This is a genomic window from Rhizobium indigoferae (assembly GCF_034554815.1).
Classification (GTDB): Bacteria; Pseudomonadota; Alphaproteobacteria; order Rhizobiales; family Rhizobiaceae; genus Rhizobium; species Rhizobium leguminosarum.
In genome coordinates, this window is sequence record NZ_CP140635.1 from 4573868 (window position 1) to 4590478 (window position 16611).

Below are 16611 nucleotides of genomic sequence, written 5' to 3' on the forward strand. Positions count from 1 at the left end.
GACAAAATAAAACGAGAGGGTTTTGAGAAGATGGCAACCAGTGTCGTTCTTCAGAAGGTCGAGAAGCGCTACGGCGCGATGGATGTGATCCATGGCATCGACCTGACGATCGATCCCGGCGAATTCGTCGTTTTCGTCGGCCCCTCCGGCTGCGGAAAATCGACCCTTCTGCGCATGATCGCCGGTCTCGAGGAGATATCGGGCGGCGCGCTTTTGCTCGACAGCGAGCGCATGAACGAGGTGGCGCCCGCCAAGCGCGGCATCGCCATGGTCTTCCAGTCCTATGCTCTCTATCCCCATATGTCGGTTTACAAGAACCTCGCCTTCGGCCTGGAGACGGCGGGTTACAAGAAGGCCGAGATCCAGCCGAAGGTGAAGCGCGCCGCCGAGATCCTGCAGATCGAGAAGCTGTTGGAGCGCAAGCCGAAGGCGCTCTCCGGCGGCCAGCGCCAGCGTGTCGCGATCGGCCGCGCCATCGTGCGCGAGCCGCGGATATTCCTGTTCGACGAGCCGCTGTCGAACCTCGATGCCGAACTGCGCGTGCAGATGCGCGTCGAGATCTCCCGCCTGCACCGCAGCCTCGGCAATACGATGATCTATGTCACCCATGACCAGGTCGAAGCCATGACGATGGCGGACAAGATCGTGGTGTTGAATTCCGGCCGTATCGAGCAGGTCGGCGCGCCGCTCGATCTCTATAACAATCCGGCCAACCGCTTCGTCGCCGGTTTCATCGGCAGCCCGAAGATGAATTTCCTGAAGGCCCGCATCGAGCAGGTCGGCGAGGCCGAAACCAGCATCCATGTCTGCGGCAATTCCGTCCGCCTGCCGCGCCGCCTGAACGGCGGGGCGGGAGAGGACGTCACCTTCGGCATCCGTCCCGAGCATCTTTCGCTGGCCGAAGGTGCAATCGCGCTCTCGACCGTCAACGTCGATCTCGTTGAAAATCTCGGCGGCGCCACCATGCTCTACACCACCACGCCGGATAACCAGCTCCTGACCGTCGCGCTTGACGGCCAGCAAAAGGTGGAGCGCGGCGCGAATGTGAAGGCTTCCTTCGATCCGGCCCGCTGCCACGTCTTCGATGCCGCCGGCAAGACGATCTAAGCGTACCGCTGCTTGACATCAGATCCTCCTCTGCCCCATCATTTCGACAGGGGTCGCTAGAACAGGATGATTTTAGGCCGGGTCGGCCTAAAATCTGAATCCTGTTCTAAGTTAAATAGTTAGAGCATGATGTCGTCCGAAAACCGCTCACACTTTTCGGCATCATGCTCTGGGGGATAAGCATGACGCCTGAAGATAGGATTCATGCGCTTGGTATCTGGCAGGGCCCGATCGAAATCTCGCCGATAGCAGGCGGCATCACCAACAGGAATTATCTGGTCAGCGACGCCGTCGCGCGCTGCGTGGTTAGGCTCGGCACCGATATTCCGATCCACCACATCAGCCGGCAGAACGAGCTTGCCGCAAGCCGTGCCGCCCATGCAGCCGGTATTTCGCCAGCGGTCATCCACCATTCGCCGGGCGTCCTGGTGCTCGAATATATCGAGGCGAGAGCGCTTTCGCCGGAGGATATCAGGAGGCCGCAAATGCTGGCCCAGGTCGTGCCGCTGGTCCGCGCTTGCCATCACGACATCGCCCGGCATTTCCGCGGCCAGGCGATGATCTTCTGGGTCTTCCACGTCATCCGCGACTACGCCGCCAATCTGAAGGCGTCGAAGAGCGCCTATCTTCCGTTGCTGCCGGGGCTCGTCGGCAGGGCTGATATGTTGGAAGAAGCGGCAGGACCTTTCGAGATCGCCTTCGGCCACAACGATCTGCTGGCCGCCAACTTTCTCGATGACGGCAAGCGGCTCTGGCTGATCGACTGGGACTATGCCGGTTTCAACACGCCGCTTTTCGATCTTGGCGGATTGGCCTCCAACAACGAACTCCCGGAAGCGGCCGAGCGCACGATGCTGGAGATCTATTTCGACCGGCCGCTGACCGATGATCTCAGCCGGCGCTATGCCGCGATGAAATGCGCTTCGCTCCTGCGCGAGACGCTCTGGAGCATGATTTCGGAAATTCATTCCACCATCGATTTCGATTACGCCGGCTACACGGCCGAAAATCTCGCGCGCTTCGAGCGCGCCTATCAAGCCTTTGAACGGGATCAATAAATGACGAAGGAATTACCGAAGACGGCGAAAGCTGTGGTTATCGGCGGCGGCATCATCGGCTGCTCGACGGCCTATCATCTGGGCAAGCTCGGCTGGACCGATACCGTGTTGCTGGAGCGCAAGAAGCTTACCTCGGGCACCACCTTCCACGCCGCCGGCCTCGTCGGCCAGCTTCGCACCAGCGCCAACATCACCCAGCTTCTCGGCTATTCCGTCGATCTCTACAAGCGGCTGGAAGAGGAAACGGGTCTCGGCACCGGCTGGAAGATGAATGGCGGCCTGCGCCTTGCCTGCAACGAGGAACGCTGGACCGAGGTCAGGCGCCAGGCGACCACCGCCCAGTCCTTCGGCCTCGAAATGCAGTTGCTGACCCCGCAGGAAGCCTTCGATCTCTGGCCGCTAATGACAACAGACGATCTCGTCGGCGCCGCCTTCCTCCCAACCGACGGCCAGGCCAATCCCTCCGACATCACCCAGGCGCTGGCAAAGGGCGCCCGCATGTCAGGCGTTTCGATCTTCGAGGATATGGAAGTCCTCGACCTTGAAATCGACAAGGGAAAGATCCGCGCCGTCGTCACGGCGCAAGGGCGCATCGAATGCGAGCGCGTCGTCGTCTGCGCCGGCCAATGGACGCGCGCCTTCGCCGCCCGCTTCGGCGTCAACGTACCGCTGGTCTCCGTCGAGCATCAATACATCATCACCGAATCCTTCGGCGTGCCCTCCAACCTGCCGACGCTGCGCGATCCCGATCGCCTGACCTACTATAAGGAGGAGGTCGGGGGCATCGTCATGGGCGGCTACGAGCCGAACCCCATTCCCTGGGCAAAGAGCGGCATCCCCGAGGGTTTCCACTACACGCTGCTCGACAGCAATTTCGACCATTTCGAACAGATCATGGAACAGGCACTCGGCCGCGTCCCGGCGCTGGAAAATGTCGGCGTCAAGCAGCTGCTGAACGGCCCGGAAAGCTTCACGCCGGATGGTAACTTCATTCTCGGCGAGGCCCCGGAGCTGAAGAATTTCTTCGTCGGCGCTGGTTTCAACGCCTTCGGCATCGCCTCGGCTGGCGGCGCCGGCATGGCGCTTGCCGAATGGGTGACAAAGGGCGAGCCGCCTTATGATCTCTGGCCGGTCGATATCCGCCGTTTCGGCCGGCCGCATTTCGATACCGACTGGGTGCGGACACGCACGCTCGAAGCCTATGGCAAACATTACACCATGGCCTGGCCGTTCGAGGAACATTCGAGCGGCCGCCCCTGCCGCAAATCGCCGCTCTATGACCGGCTGAAGGCGCAGGGCGCCTGTTTCGGCGAAAAGCTCGGCTGGGAAAGGCCGAACTGGTTTGCCGATCTCTTCGCCAACGAAGAGCCGAAGGATGTCTACAGCTACACCAGGCAGAACTGGTTCGACGCCGTCGGCCGCGAGCATAAGGCCGTGCGCGAAGCGGCCGTCATCTTCGACCAGACCTCCTTTGCCAAATTCGTGCTGAAGGGCAGGGATGCCGAGGCAGCGCTGTCCTGGATCGCCGCCAACGATGTCGCAAGGCCTGTGGGATCGCTTGTCTACACGCAGATGCTGAACGACAAGGGCGGCATCGAATGCGACGTGACGGTCGCCCGCATCGCCGAGAACGAATATTACATCGTCACCGGTACCGGCTTCGCCACCCATGACTTCGACTGGATCGCACGCAATATCCCGGCGGCAATGCATGCCGAGCTGGTCGACGTCACCTCAGCCTATTCCGTGCTGTCGCTGATGGGACCGAATTCGCGCGCTGTGCTGGAAAAGGTGACGGACAGCGATGTCTCGAATGCTGCCTTCCCCTTCGGCAAGGTCAGGACCATCGGCATATCGGGCTGCCCGGTGCGGGCGCTGCGCATCACCTATGTCGGCGAGCTCGGCTACGAACTGCATGTTCCCATCGAGTATGCGACCACGGTCTATGACGTGCTGATGGCATCAGGCGGCGAGCTCGGCCTCGTCAATGCCGGCTACCGCGCCATTGAGAGCTGCCGCCTGGAAAAGGGTTATCGCGCCTGGGGTTCGGATATCGGTCCCGACCATACGCCTGTTGAAGCCGGTCTCGGCTGGGCGGTGAAGATGCGAAAGAATATTCCATTCCGCGGCCGTGAGGCGATCGAACGGCAGCTTGCGGGCGGGGTAAAGAAGCGCCTCGCCTGCTTCATTCCGGAGGATGCCGATGCCGTGCTGCTCGGCCGTGAAACGATCTATCGCGACGGCAAGCGCGTCGGCTGGCTGTCGAGCGGCGGCTTCGGTTATACGCTGGGCAAGCCGATCGGCTACGGCTACGTCCGCAGCCCCGACGGCGTGACCGAGGATTTTGTCCTCTCCGGCACTTATGAACTTGATGTCGCGCGGGAACGCATCCCCTGCAAGGTGTCGCTGTCGCCACTCTACGATCCGGATATGGCGCGCATCAAGGCGTAGCGCGAGTCTAGAACAGCGGCAGCCGGTCGTCCTGAATCAGGATCTCCAGCTTGTCGGAGACGTCCTGCGTCCACGCGCGGTGTCCTGTCAAAGCCGCCGGGAAGAGTCCGGGAAGGGTGAAAAGAGCCGCCGAGATCGCCAGGCCGGTGCGCGGGACATCGGCGATGAGAGCGGCGATTTCGCCTGCACGGGGATCGCGCAGTTCATAGCGCTCGCCGTTGCCGTGCTCGCCGATCGCATAGCGCATCCATGCCGCAACGGCGATCGCATAGGTCTCCGCCTTGTCGCCATGCGCCAGTGCCTCGGTTGCCGGTTCCAGCAGCCGCTGCGGCAGTTTCTGCGTGCCGTCCATGGCAATCTGATAGGTGCGATGCGCGATCGCCTTGTTTGCAAAGCGCGCTATCAATTCGCTGGCATAGTCATCGAGGTCGATGCCGGGAACCGCATCGAGCGTTCTTGCGGCCGCATGCATGTGGCGGTAGGCAAGGGCCGCCAGGCCGGCATCATCCATCACGTCGCGGATGAATTCATAGCCACCGATATAACCGAGATAGGCGAGCAGCGAATGCGCGCCGTTCAGCATCCGGAGCTTCATCTTCTCATAGGCCGAAACATCCGTGACCATCAAGGCGCCGGCCTTCTCCCAGGCCGGCCGGCCATTGGCGAAATGATCTTCGATCACCCATTGCGTGAAGGGTTCGGTCTCGATCGCCGCCAGATCCTGCCGTCCGGTCAGCCGTTCGGCATCCTGGTAGGTCGCCTCGGTGCTCGCCGGCGTGATGCGGTCGACCATGGTCGAGGGGAAGGGCACATTTGCCTCGATCCATTGACGAAGCGAGGGGTCGACGCGTTCGGCGAAATCGAGAACCAGTCGTTTCAGAACGGCGCCGTTGCTCGGAAGATTGTCACAGCTGAGCGGTGTGAAGGGGGCGAGGCCCTTCGCCCGGCGCCGGGAAAGTCCCTCGACCAGATAGCCGATGACGCCGCGCGGCGCATGACGGTTGGCAAGGTCAGCCGCCACATCGGCATGGTTGAGGTCGAGCCCTCCCGTCGCGGTATCCATGCCATAGGCCTTTTCCGTCACCGTCAGGCTGACGATGCGGATCGCCGGATCTTCCAGCCGATCGAGCAGTCCTGCCGGATCACGTGTCGCCACATGCGCCCGCAGAATGGGGCCGATCACCTGCGCCACCGTGCCCGACGTATCGCGGATCAGCATCGTATAGAGGCCGTTCTGCTCGTTCAGGTGATCGGCGACATCGGCAGTGCGCAGGCTCGCCACCTCGATGCCCCAGTCTCCGCCGCTTGCCGCAAGTGCGGCATCGGTAAACGGCGCGAAATGCGCGCGGAAGAAAGCGCCTGGCCCGAGATGCAGGATGCCGCTTTTCAGCTGGTTACGGTCATAGGCGGGAAGCTTCGCCGTCGGGGCGAGGCCGGAAAGGGTCTGCAGTCGTTCGCTCACAGCTTGTAGGCCTTCTTCGCATTGCCATAGGAGAGCTCGCCTGCAACGATTTCGGCTTCCCGCTTGGAAATCCGGTGCTCGGCGGCGAGCTGGGCGAGGAAACGGCAGACTTCGCGGCGCCAGACGTCATGCCGGGCCGGAATCGAAAGCAGCGCGCGCGTATCGTCGTTGAAACCCGCCATATTGGCAAAGCCGGCCGTCTCGACGACCTGGTCGAGGTAGCGCCGGATGCCGTTCGGGCTGTCGTGGAACCACCAGGGCGGGCCGATCATCAGGCAGGGCCAATGGCCGACCATTGGCGCCATCTCGCGCGCATAGGTCGTCTCGTCGAGCGTGAAGAGCAGCACGCGCAGCCCCGGCGCATGGCCGTATCTGGAAAGCAGCGCATTCAGGCCGCCGACCCAGTCGGTGCTTGTCGGGATATCGGCGCCCATATTGGGGCCTCGGGTCGAGAAAAGTCCGCGGTCGGTGTTGCGTCTGGAGCCGGCATGGATCTGCATCACCATGCCGTCTTCAGCCGAAAGCCCGGCCATCTCGGTCATCATCTGGCCACGGAAGAGCTCGGCCTCCCCGGCCGAAAGCGGTCCCTTCAGCGCCTTCTCGAGCAACGCCTGCTTTTCGGCAAGCGGCAGATCTGATGTAAAGGCTGTGGGCACGCCGTGATCGGTCGCGGTGGCGCCGAACTGGCGGAAATAGGCGCGTCGGCGCCGATGCGCCTCGATAAGACCGTCCCAGCGCGTCACGTCGGTGCCGGTGATCTCTCCGAACTTGACAAGATTGTCGCGGAAGCCGACGGCGTCGGGATCGGTGACACTGTCCGGCCTGTAGGTGGTGCGCACCTTGCCGATCCATCCGTCGGCCGCCATCTTCTGGTGGTGCGCCAGAGGATCGAGCGCCCCATCCGTCGTCGCGATCGTTTCGATGCCGAATCGCTGATGCAGCGCCCGCGGGCGGAATTCGGGAAGGGCAAGCTGGGCATTGATATGATCGTAGAGCGCATCGGCATTGTCAGCCGTCAGCGGCTCGGTGCAGCCGAGTACGGCCGACATGGCGTGGTCGACCCAGAGGCTCGAAGGCGTTCCGCGGAAGAGATGATAATGTGCGGCAAATGTCCGCCAGATCGCCCGCCCCTCAGCCACCGGCTTGCCGTCGAGCCGCGGCACGCCGAGTTCGTCCAAAGTGACGCCGACGCTGTGCAGCATGCGGAAGAGATAGTGATCGGGAATGACCAGCAGCGAGGCCGCGTCTTCAAAGGGCTTGTCGTCGGCGAACCAGGAAGGTTCAGTATGCCCGTGCGGACTGACGATCGGAAGATTGCGTACTGTCTCGTAGAGGTCTCGCGCGATGGTCCGTGTTGCCGGATCAGCCGGGAAAAGCCGGTCCGGATGAAGAAAGCCGTTTCCTGCATCCATCAGTATTCCTCCCTGATGGCTAAGGGCCTACCCCACAAAATCAGGCACGGCAAGGTCTTTTAGTAACCAAACGGTACAGTTTTGCGCATGGCTGCGCCGAGTAGGGAAAGCATTGACGCGGCGGCCTATTTCCGCTTTGCAGAACCATCTGTTCTGCCGGTTTCGGCAAAGGAGGGTCTAGAGCCTTTCCGTGTTAGATTGTAGCATTCTGTTGGCTCAAACGGAGTCGGATGGTCGACCGGCCGGCGCGCGTCGTAGCCCAGTTCTACGGCCAAGCCGGCCGGTCAATCAGCTGGCCCGTTTCAGCCAACCCGAAGGGCCGGGCATCTTTCCGCCAGGGCAAAGGCGATTTGGCTCGGACGTACCAAGAGGTATGCCCTTCGCCAATCGCCTTTGCCCTGACGAAAATCTGCTCCGGCAGAATCCTGCAATCTAACCCGGAAAGGCTCTAATGTCCGACGAGACGAACCGCATCACCCAACTGGAAGAAATGCTGGCCCACCAGGCAAAGACGATCGAAGAGCTTTCCGATCAGCTCGCCGAGCAATGGAAAACGGTCGAACAGATGCGCACCAAGCTCGACCGGCTGACCGAACGCTTCCTGTCGCTCGAGGAGCAGTCACTGGAGGCGCCTGGCATCACCCGCCCGCCGCATTATTGACGACACGCGGCGCAATGCCGCGTGCCCGTCTCATTAGGATGGTGAATCAGACGCCGCCGATGCAGAGATATTTCATTTCCAGATAGTCGTCGGCGCCGTGCCGTGAGCCTTCGCGGCCGAGGCCGGATTGCTTGATGCCGCCGAAGGGCGCCGTCTCGGATGACATCAGGCCGGTATTGATGCCGATCATGCCGTATTCCAGCGCTTCCGCCACCCGCCAGACCTTTTTCAGATCGCCGGCGTAGAAATAGGCGGCGAGGCCGAACTCCGTGTCGTTAGCCTGTTGAATGACATCCTCGACCGTGTCGAAGCGAAAGAGCGGCGCCACCGGCCCGAAGGTCTCCTCGCGCGCCACCTTCATGCCGCGCGCAACGCCGGTCAGCACCGTCGGCGTGAAGAAGGTGCCGGCGCCGTCGATGCGCTTGCCGCCGGTCAACACCTTGGCGCCCTTGGCGAGCGCGTCGCTGACATGATCTTCCACCTTGGCAAGGCCTTGCTCGTCGATCAGCGGCCCGATCACGACACCCGGCTTGAAGCCATCGCCGACCGACATCTCGGCGACCTTGGCGGCCAGCTTGGCGGCGAAGGCGTCATAGACGTTCGACTGGACATAGAGACGGTTGGCACAGACGCAGGTCTGGCCGGCATTGCGGTATTTGGAGGCGATCGCGCCTTCGACGGCAGCGTCGAGATCGGCATCGTCAAAGACGATGAAGGGCGCGTTGCCGCCGAGCTCCAGGCTCACCTTCTTGATCTGGTCGGCGCACTGCCGCATCAGGATGCGGCCGACCTCCGTCGAACCGGTGAAGCTGATCTTGCGCACCTTTTCGTTGCCGCAGAGCTCGCGGCCGATTGCCGGGCCGTCGACACCGACGATGACGTTGAAGACGCCGGCCGGAATGCCGGCCTGCTCGGCGAGTACGGCAAGCGCGATCGCCGTCAGCGGCGTCTGTTCTGCGGGCTTCGAGACCACGGTGCAGCCGACGGCAAGCGCCGGAGCGATCTTGCGGGTGATCATCGCCGCCGGGAAATTCCACGGCGTGATCGTGCCGACGACGCCGACCGGCTGCCGGATGACGATCATCCGTTTATCGTCGGAAGGCGCGGGGATCGTCTCGCCATAGATGCGTTTGGCTTCTTCCGCATACCATTCGATATAGGCCGCGGCATAGAGGATCTCGCCGCGCGCTTCCGGGAACGGCTTGCCCATTTCGGCGGTCAGGATTGCGGCGAGTTCGTCGGCATTGGCGACCATCAGGTCGAACCATTTGCGCAGGATCGCGCTGCGCTCCTTGGCCGGACGGGCTGCCCAGGCCGGCTGGGCGGCATGAGCCGCATCGATCGCCGCCCGCGTCTCGGCCGCACCCATATCGGGCAGCGAGGCGAGCAGCTCACCGGTTGCCGGGTTCAGAACGTCGAATGTCCGAGTGGCATCGCCTGATGTCCAGACCCCGCCGATATGGCCGGCATCGCGCAGCAGCGGCGAGGAGAAGGGAACGTGCTTGGTCAGTGCGGTGGTGAAAGCCATGTCATATCCTCCTTGGGAGTGCGGCTGCCGGTTGCCGGCAGCCCGCTGAAATCCGGGTTCGGTGCGGTCACTTGCCCGCGCTCGCCTCCAGCATTGAGGCTTCGAGAATATCGAGCGCCTCGCCGAGGACCTCGTCCTGGATGGTGATCGGTGCGAGGAAGCGGATGACGTTTCCGTGGGTGCCGCAGGTGAGCAGGATCAGACCCTTGTCGAGCGCGGTCAGCCGCACCCGGTTGGCGAATTCCGCGCTCGGCAGTCCCGTCGTCCGGTCGTTGAATTCGACCGCGTTCATGAAACCCGGCCCGCGGATGTCGACGATCTCCGGCACCGTCTCGCGCAACGATTCCAGCCGCTGCTTCAGCCGCCCGCCGAGCTGGTTGGCCCGGTTGCAGAGATCCTCGTCGACAATGACGTCGAGCACGGCATGGGCGGCCGCGATACCGAGCGGATTGCCGCCATAGGTGCCGCCGAGCCCGCCCGGTCCCGGCGCATCCATGATTTCGGCGCGGCCGGTGACGGCGGCGAGCGGAAAGCCGCCGGCCAGGCTCTTTGCCATCGTTGTCAGGTCAGGCGCCACCTCGTGGTGATCCATTGCGAACATCCTGCCGGTGCGGGCAAAACCGGTCTGCACCTCGTCGGCGATCAGCAGGATGCCGTGCTGGTCGCAGAGCTCGCGCAGCGCCTTCATGAAGGCGGCGGGGGCCGCATAGAAGCCGCCTTCGCCCTGCACCGGCTCGATGATGATGGCGGCGACGCGCTGCGGATCGACATCGGCGGCAAAAAGCTTCTTCAGCGCCGCCAGCGACTGATCGGCGGTGACGCCGTGCAGCTCGATCGGGAAGGGAACGTGGAACACATCGCCCGGCATCGCGCCGAAACCGACCTTGTAGGGCACGACCTTGCCGGTCAGCGCCATGCCCATGAAGGTGCGGCCATGGAAGCCGCCGCCAAAGGCGATGACGGCCGAGCGGCCGGTTGCGGCGCGCGCGATCTTGACGGCGTTCTCGACCGCTTCGGCGCCTGTCGTCACGAAGATCGTCTTCTTCTCGAAGTCGCCGGGCACCAGCACGTTCAGCCGTTCGGCCAGATGGACGTAGCTTTCATAGGGCACCACCTGATGGCAGGTATGGGTGAAGCGATCGAGCTGATCCTTGACCGCTGCGATGACCCGGGGATGGCGGTGGCCGGTGTTGAGAACGGCGATGCCGGCGGCGAAATCGATGTAACGACGGCCCGCCTTGTCCCAGATCTCCGCATTCTCTGCGCGATCCGCATAAATCTGTGTCGTCATGCCGACGCCGCGTGAAATCGCAGCGTTCTTCCGGTCCGTAAGGTTGATCGCGTTCATCGATGCGCGCTCCTGCGCTGAAAAGGGGCTTCAGAACTATCTTGCATAAGTTCTGCAAGATGTGTAGAAAGTTCCTACATTTTTCCTGCAAGAAATCAAGCGACATTTTTTGCTTCAAACATCGCGCTTTTTGATGAAGGCTCTGGGGCGATTGGAATCGGGGATACTTTCGGATGAACGATAATGGACCTGTACGCTACAAGGTGGCGGAAGCCGCGCGGCTGGCAGGCGTTTCGGCCTCGACGCTGCGCCTCTGGGAAAGCCAGGGTCTGGTGGTTCCCGGCCGTTCGGAAACCGGTCATCGGCAATACAGCGCCGACGACGTGGCGCGGTTGAAGCGCATCTCCTGGTATCGTGTCGAGCGTGGCCTCAATCCCGCGGCAATCCGCGAGGCGCTGGAGAGCGAGGAGCCCTCCGCTGATAGCGCCGAGGCAAGCCAGGACAACGGTCTCGGCCGCAAGCTGCGCAGCCTGCGCCATGCGAGCGGCAAGACGCTCGATCAGGTGGCCGGCGACATCGGCGTCACCTCGTCGACGCTCTCGACGCTGGAGCGCACCTCGCAGGGCGTCAGTTTCAAGACGCTGCATGATCTTGCCGAATATTACGGCACCACCGTCTCCCGCCTTTCCGGCGAAGAAAGCGGGGACGTGCCGGTGCTGGTGCGCGCCGGCGAATGGCGCAAGTGGCCGGAAACAACGCCGGGTGTCACGGTGCAGCTCCTTGCCGAAGGCCGCAGGATGATGGATTGCCATCGTTTCGTGCTGGCGCCGGGTGCTGCCAGCGAAGGCGCCTATCGCCACGAGGGCGAGGAATTCATGCATGTTCTGTCCGGCCGGCTCGAACTGGTGCTCGACAGCGATCAATTCTTCGATCTCGGGCCTGGCGATTCACTTTATTTCGAAAGCCGCCGCGACCATTCCTGGCGCAATCGCCACGATGGCGAAACCGTGCTTCTCTGGATTAACACGCCGCCGACTTTCTGAACCGCCAGCACGATGCGAAGATTAAGAGAGGTAGAGCGTCCTAAATCCGTCCGAGAGGACGCACGCCACTCTAGTGGCAGGGAAAGCGGTTTCGCATTCTGCGCCTTTGCGCTATAGCGCTGCTGCATAATTCCTTAAATCGGAATCGATTTGAGGATAAAATTATGCAGCCATTCAAAGTGCTACAGCGTCCTTTGCGGCTCTCGAAAAGACGCGCGGCGCTGTAGGGGATGCATTCGAACGAAAGACAGTCTCATGGCGGCGACCATACGTTTTCACGAAGGCGATATTTCCGCGGCCGATGCCGCCCGCTACACCGGCGCGATAGCAATCGACACCGAAACGCTCGGCCTGGTGCCGCGCCGCGATCGGCTCTGCGTCGTCCAGCTTTCGCCGGGTGACGGCACCGCCGATATCATCCGCATCGCCGCCGGCCAGAAGCAGGCGCCAAATCTTGTCGCCCTGCTCGAAGACCCCACCCATCAGAAGATCTTTCATTACGGCCGCTTCGATATTGCCGTGCTCTTCCATACTTTCGGCGTCACGACGACCCCGGTTTTCTGCACCAAGATCGCCTCGCGCCTGATCCGGACCTATACGGATCGTCACGGCCTCAAGGATAATCTCAAGGAGATGCTCGACGTCGATGTCTCCAAGGCGCAGCAATCTTCCGATTGGGCGGCCGAGACGCTGTCTCCGGCCCAGCTCGAATATGCCGCGTCCGACGTGCTTTATCTGCATGCGTTGCGCGATAAGCTGACGGAACGCCTGATCCGCGACGGCCGCTACGATCATGCGACGGCCTGCTTCGAATTCCTGCCGACCCGCGCCAAGCTCGACCTGCTCGGCTGGGAAGAGGCCGATATCTTCGCCCACAGCTGAGCGAATTGCTTTCATTCTGCGTTTGCTAATAACCGTGCGGCAGACTTGTCCACGGCCGTTAGCGGTTCATTAACGCCTGTTTATTAACATTCCTGTTAATTTTTATGCATTCGATGACGCCGAAACTGCGTCATGCGGACAGGAGGATCTGCTGGGATGCAAGGGGGCCGGATGAGCGCGGTCCTTTTCTAGAGCCTGCTTTCATCGTCACTTTACGAAAGGAGCATGCCATGTTGACTCCCGTTCGTGCAGCGTCCAATGCAAGCTTTTCGTCCCAGGGTCAGACAGCGGCGATCGTCGCCAGCGGTCTCGGCCACTCCGTGATTGCCCCCCCGCCTGTCAACGCCGTCGAAGCCGCAGACCTCAATTCCGCCATTGCCGGCAAGCTCAATATTCTGCTCCTTGCGGCGCGCGAGCGCATGGTCGAAGCCCTTTTCGATGTCATCGATGCGGCAGGCCGCTCGATCTCGCTGGATCGTGGCGAGGACGAGAGCAATCTTGCCTTCGCCTCTCGGCTGGCCGATGCCATCCGGCAGCTGCCAACCGCTGGGATCGACGAGGTTGAGCGCCAGCTCACCGAGCAGGGGCATAGCGTGCCGCTCCGGACAATCGCCGAGGCCCTGAAGAACCCGACAGGCCCTGAAGCCGCCCGCATCGTCGCCTATCTGGAAATCGTCCGCTACAAGGATCGCGACCTCGCCGCCCGCGCCGTCGTCCGCTCCTATGGCCAGAATGACGCTTCGCCGATGCGCGCCGAAGCTCGCCCCGAGATCCGGCTGCATGAGGACAGCCTGCCTGCCGCCATGCGCCAGCCGGCAGACAAGGTGGCCGCGCCGGCCGATTCGCTGATCGAGGCCGCAGCTCTGACGACCACCGAAGAAGCGCTTATCGCCGAATCCGTGGAAGCTGCCGATCCGGAAACGTCGCAGGCTGAAAACCGGGCTCAGTCCACCCCGGCGACGGCAAGCGAGGTCGCCCCGGAAATGTCTGGGTCGAAGGAGATCGAAACCCGGCAAGCCTCGTCGACGGAAGCCGCAGCGGCCGACGATACGCAGGAAACGCCGGAGCCGCCTGCCATCCAACCCCACGCGACGTCGGAAAAGGTCGATCCTGTCATTCCCAGGAACTGGGCAGGAATCGTTGCCTCCATGACCGAAGAAGTCTCCGAGCTGATCGCCACGATCATCCGCGAGCAAGACGTCGAAACCGTGCTGGAGGATGTTGCTGTCGAGGCGGCAGTGGAGATTGATGCGATCCTCGACGACGCCGTCATCAGCGATGCGACCGCGACCTTGAGGCAGCCGGCCGAATTCACAGCACCCGATCCCCGCCAATCAGCAGCACTCCGCCCACCGCAGATGGATATTGAGGCCGCGGCGGCGGCAGCCCGTCAGCCGAAAGAAATCTCCGCGCTACCGCAGATGATGCCGATCCCCGAGACGGCCGAGGCCTCCTATGTGCCGCTGGCGGCAAAGATGCCGGAGGGCCTTGCCTATAGCCAGCTGCCCTACCAATTCGCCAAGGATACGCCATCGAACGAGAAGGCGGGCGAAACGCACCACCAGCATCAGAACCACCGCGACGACGCGTCCGAGGATCAGCAGCAGGCACGGTCCGGTGGCGAGGATGCCGAGCCCGATGCCGAAACGACCGACGCGGCACCCGAGCGGAGGACGCCGAGGATGATCGATGCCGAACCGTTGGCTTATCAGCCCGGCCGCCCGGCCGACGACCCGGTCTATGCGCTCTATCAGCGCATGGTCGGCTGGGAATAACACTTTGATCGCCTGAAAATGAAGAACCCGCCGGATCGCTCCGGCGGGTTCTTCAATTCAAAGGCGGATGCGAGGCTTATTCGCCGCCGCGGTTCTTCAGGGCTGCGCCCAGGATGTCGCCGAGCGAAGCGCCGCTGTCGGACGAACCGAACTGGGCAACGGCTTCCTTCTCTTCCGCAATCTCCAGAGCCTTGATGGACAGCATGATCTTGCGGTCCTTCTTGGAGAAGTTGGTGACGCGGGCGTCGAAGACCTGGCCGACCGAGAAGCGCTCAGGGCGCTGTTCGTCGCGGTCGCGGGCGAGATCGGCGCGACGGATGAAGGAAGTGATGTCTTCGTGGTTGACGAGCTTCACTTCGACACCGCCGTCGTTGACCGCGGTGACTTCGCAGGAAACGACTGCATTCTTGCGCAGGTCGCCAGAAGCAGCGGCGTCGCCGACTGCATCCTTGCCGAGCTGTTTGATGCCGAGCGAGATGCGTTCCTTCTCGACATCGACGTCGAGAACGACGGCCTTGACGACGTCACCCTTGTTGAACTCCTCGATGACCTGTTCGCCCGGACGGTTCCAGTCGAGGTCGGAGAGGTGCACCATGCCGTCGACATCGCCGTCGAGGCCGATGAACAGGCCGAATTCGGTCTTGTTCTTGACTTCGCCTTCGACTTCAGTGCCAGCCGGATGGCTGCGGGCGAATGCTGCCCACGGGTTTTCCAGCGTCTGCTTGAGGCCGAGCGAAATACGGCGCTTGGACGGATCGACTTCGAGAACGACGACTTCGACTTCCTGGCTCGTGGACAGGATCTTGCCGGGGTGAACGTTCTTCTTGGTCCAGGACATTTCCGAGATGTGGATCAGGCCTTCGATGCCTGGCTCCAGCTCGACGAATGCACCATAGTCGGTGATATTCGTAACGGTACCGGAAATCTTCTTGCCTTCCGGATACTTGGCCTGGATGCCATCCCACGGATCGCTCTCGAGCTGCTTCATGCCGAGCGAGATACGGTGGGTTTCCTGGTTGATGCGGATGATCTGAACCTTGACCTGCTGGCCGATGTTCAGGATTTCCGACGGATGGTTCACACGGCGCCATGCCATGTCAGTGACGTGCAGCAGGCCGTCGATGCCGCCGAGATCAACGAACGCACCGTAATCGGTGATGTTCTTGACGACGCCGTCAACAACCTGGCCTTCTTCGAGGTTCTGAACGATTTCAGAACGCTGTTCGGCACGGGATTCTTCCAGAACCGTACGGCGCGAAACCACGATGTTGCCGCGGCGCTTGTCCATCTTGAGGATTTCGAAGGGCTGCGGATTGTGCATCAGCGGGGTCACGTCGCGGATCGGGCGAATATCGACCTGAGAACGCGGCAGGAAGGCGATCGCACCGTCGAGGTCGACCGTGAAGCCGCCCTTGACCTGGTTGAAGATCACGCCTTCGACGCGCTCGCCAGCTTCGAACTTGGCTTCGAGCTTGACCCAGCTTTCTTCGCGGCGAGCCTTCTCGCGCGACAGAACGGCTTCGCCAAGCGCGTTTTCGATGCGCTCGACATAAACTTCGACTTCGTCGCCGACCTTCAACAGGCCGTCCTTGGCGCGCGCGCCGAATTCCTTGAGCGCGATGCGGCCTTCAACCTTCAGGCCGACGTCGACAACGGCGACGTCCTTCTCGATGCCCGTGACGATGCCCTTGGTGACATAGCCTTCGGCCAGGTCGTTCTTGGCAAAGGACTCTTCGAGAAGAGCCGCGAAATCCTCGCGGGAGGGGGTAGCTACTGACATAAAATCTCCTGCGTGTCCTGAAACGGAAGCGGACACGTATGCGCCGGTTGGTTTGCGTTGAACGGGCCTGAACCCAGTCCGCCCTCTCTTACGAAGGCAATCCGGCGCTTGGACGGAATTTCAGGCTTGCTATATTAGAAGCGATCCATGCTCAGAGCACGCAA

Annotated in this window: 12 protein-coding genes; 7 read left to right on the forward strand and 5 right to left on the reverse strand. The window is 62.1% G+C overall.

What is annotated here, in order from left to right; translation table 11 throughout:
• Positions 1-30 precede the first annotated feature (30 nt).
• From U5G49_RS22395 to U5G49_RS22405, 3 genes are all read left to right on the forward strand, one after another.
• A complete protein-coding gene (locus U5G49_RS22395; RefSeq protein ID WP_018244232.1) occupies positions 31-1107 on the forward strand; it encodes an ABC transporter ATP-binding protein in 1077 nt (358 codons plus the stop codon).
• Positions 1108-1289: 182 nt separating this feature from the next.
• Entirely contained in the window at positions 1290-2165 is an 876-nt protein-coding gene (locus tag U5G49_RS22400) for a phosphotransferase (RefSeq protein WP_193446501.1), read from the forward strand.
• Entirely contained in the window at positions 2166-4616 is a 2451-nt protein-coding gene (locus U5G49_RS22405) for a GcvT family protein (protein WP_193446500.1), read from the forward strand. It begins immediately after the preceding gene.
• Positions 4617-4623: 7 nt separating this feature from the next.
• Here U5G49_RS22405 and U5G49_RS22410 read toward each other — a convergent pair whose 3' ends face one another.
• Both U5G49_RS22410 and uxaC read right to left on the reverse strand, forming a co-directional pair.
• Positions 4624-6078, reverse strand: coding sequence for a mannitol dehydrogenase family protein (locus tag U5G49_RS22410; RefSeq protein ID WP_193446499.1), 1455 nt, complete (start codon positions 6076-6078; stop codon positions 4624-4626).
• Positions 6075-7490 carry a glucuronate isomerase gene (uxaC, locus tag U5G49_RS22415; protein WP_018244236.1) on the reverse strand — a complete coding sequence of 472 codons (1416 nt, stop codon included), beginning with the start codon at positions 7488-7490 and terminating at the stop codon, positions 6075-6077. The genes U5G49_RS22410 and uxaC overlap by 4 nt, the downstream gene beginning before the upstream one ends.
• Positions 7491-7941: 451 nt before the next feature.
• Here uxaC and U5G49_RS22420 point away from each other — a divergent pair, with 451 nt between their 5' ends.
• Positions 7942-8151 carry a SlyX family protein gene (locus U5G49_RS22420; protein WP_012759624.1) on the forward strand — a complete coding sequence of 70 codons (210 nt, stop codon included), beginning with the start codon at positions 7942-7944 and terminating at the stop codon, positions 8149-8151.
• 46 nt (positions 8152-8197) lie between these two features.
• Here the strand turns inward: U5G49_RS22420 and U5G49_RS22425 are convergent, their stop codons facing one another.
• Together U5G49_RS22425 and U5G49_RS22430 are read right to left on the reverse strand one after the other, a co-directional pair.
• Positions 8198-9679 (reverse strand): NAD-dependent succinate-semialdehyde dehydrogenase, encoded by a 1482-nt coding sequence (locus U5G49_RS22425; protein WP_193446498.1) that lies wholly within the window; start codon positions 9677-9679, stop codon positions 8198-8200.
• A gap of 67 nt (positions 9680-9746) precedes the next feature.
• The gene (locus U5G49_RS22430) at positions 9747-11027 is read right to left on the reverse strand and encodes a 4-aminobutyrate--2-oxoglutarate transaminase (RefSeq protein ID WP_193446497.1); all 1281 of its coding nucleotides are present in this window, start codon (positions 11025-11027) and stop codon (positions 9747-9749) included.
• A 173-nt stretch (positions 11028-11200) separates the two neighbouring features.
• Here U5G49_RS22430 and U5G49_RS22435 point away from each other — a divergent pair, with 173 nt between their 5' ends.
• The 3 genes from U5G49_RS22435 (at position 11201) to U5G49_RS22445 (ending at position 14667) form a co-directional block, all read left to right on the forward strand.
• Complete coding sequence (locus U5G49_RS22435) at positions 11201-12010, forward strand: MerR family transcriptional regulator (protein WP_018448043.1); 810 nt, start codon at positions 11201-11203, stop codon at positions 12008-12010.
• Between the two features lie 255 nt (positions 12011-12265).
• The gene (locus tag U5G49_RS22440) at positions 12266-12892 is read left to right on the forward strand and encodes a ribonuclease D (protein ID WP_028731874.1); all 627 of its coding nucleotides are present in this window, start codon (positions 12266-12268) and stop codon (positions 12890-12892) included.
• A gap of 230 nt (positions 12893-13122) precedes the next feature.
• Positions 13123-14667, forward strand: a complete 1545-nt coding sequence (locus U5G49_RS22445; RefSeq protein WP_193446496.1) for a hypothetical protein — start codon at positions 13123-13125, stop codon at positions 14665-14667.
• A 76-nt stretch (positions 14668-14743) separates the two neighbouring features.
• Here the strand turns inward: U5G49_RS22445 and rpsA are convergent, their stop codons facing one another.
• Entirely contained in the window at positions 14744-16447 is a 1704-nt protein-coding gene (gene rpsA / locus U5G49_RS22450) for a 30S ribosomal protein S1 (RefSeq protein ID WP_193446495.1), read from the reverse strand.
• Positions 16448-16611: the final 164 nt, after the last annotated feature.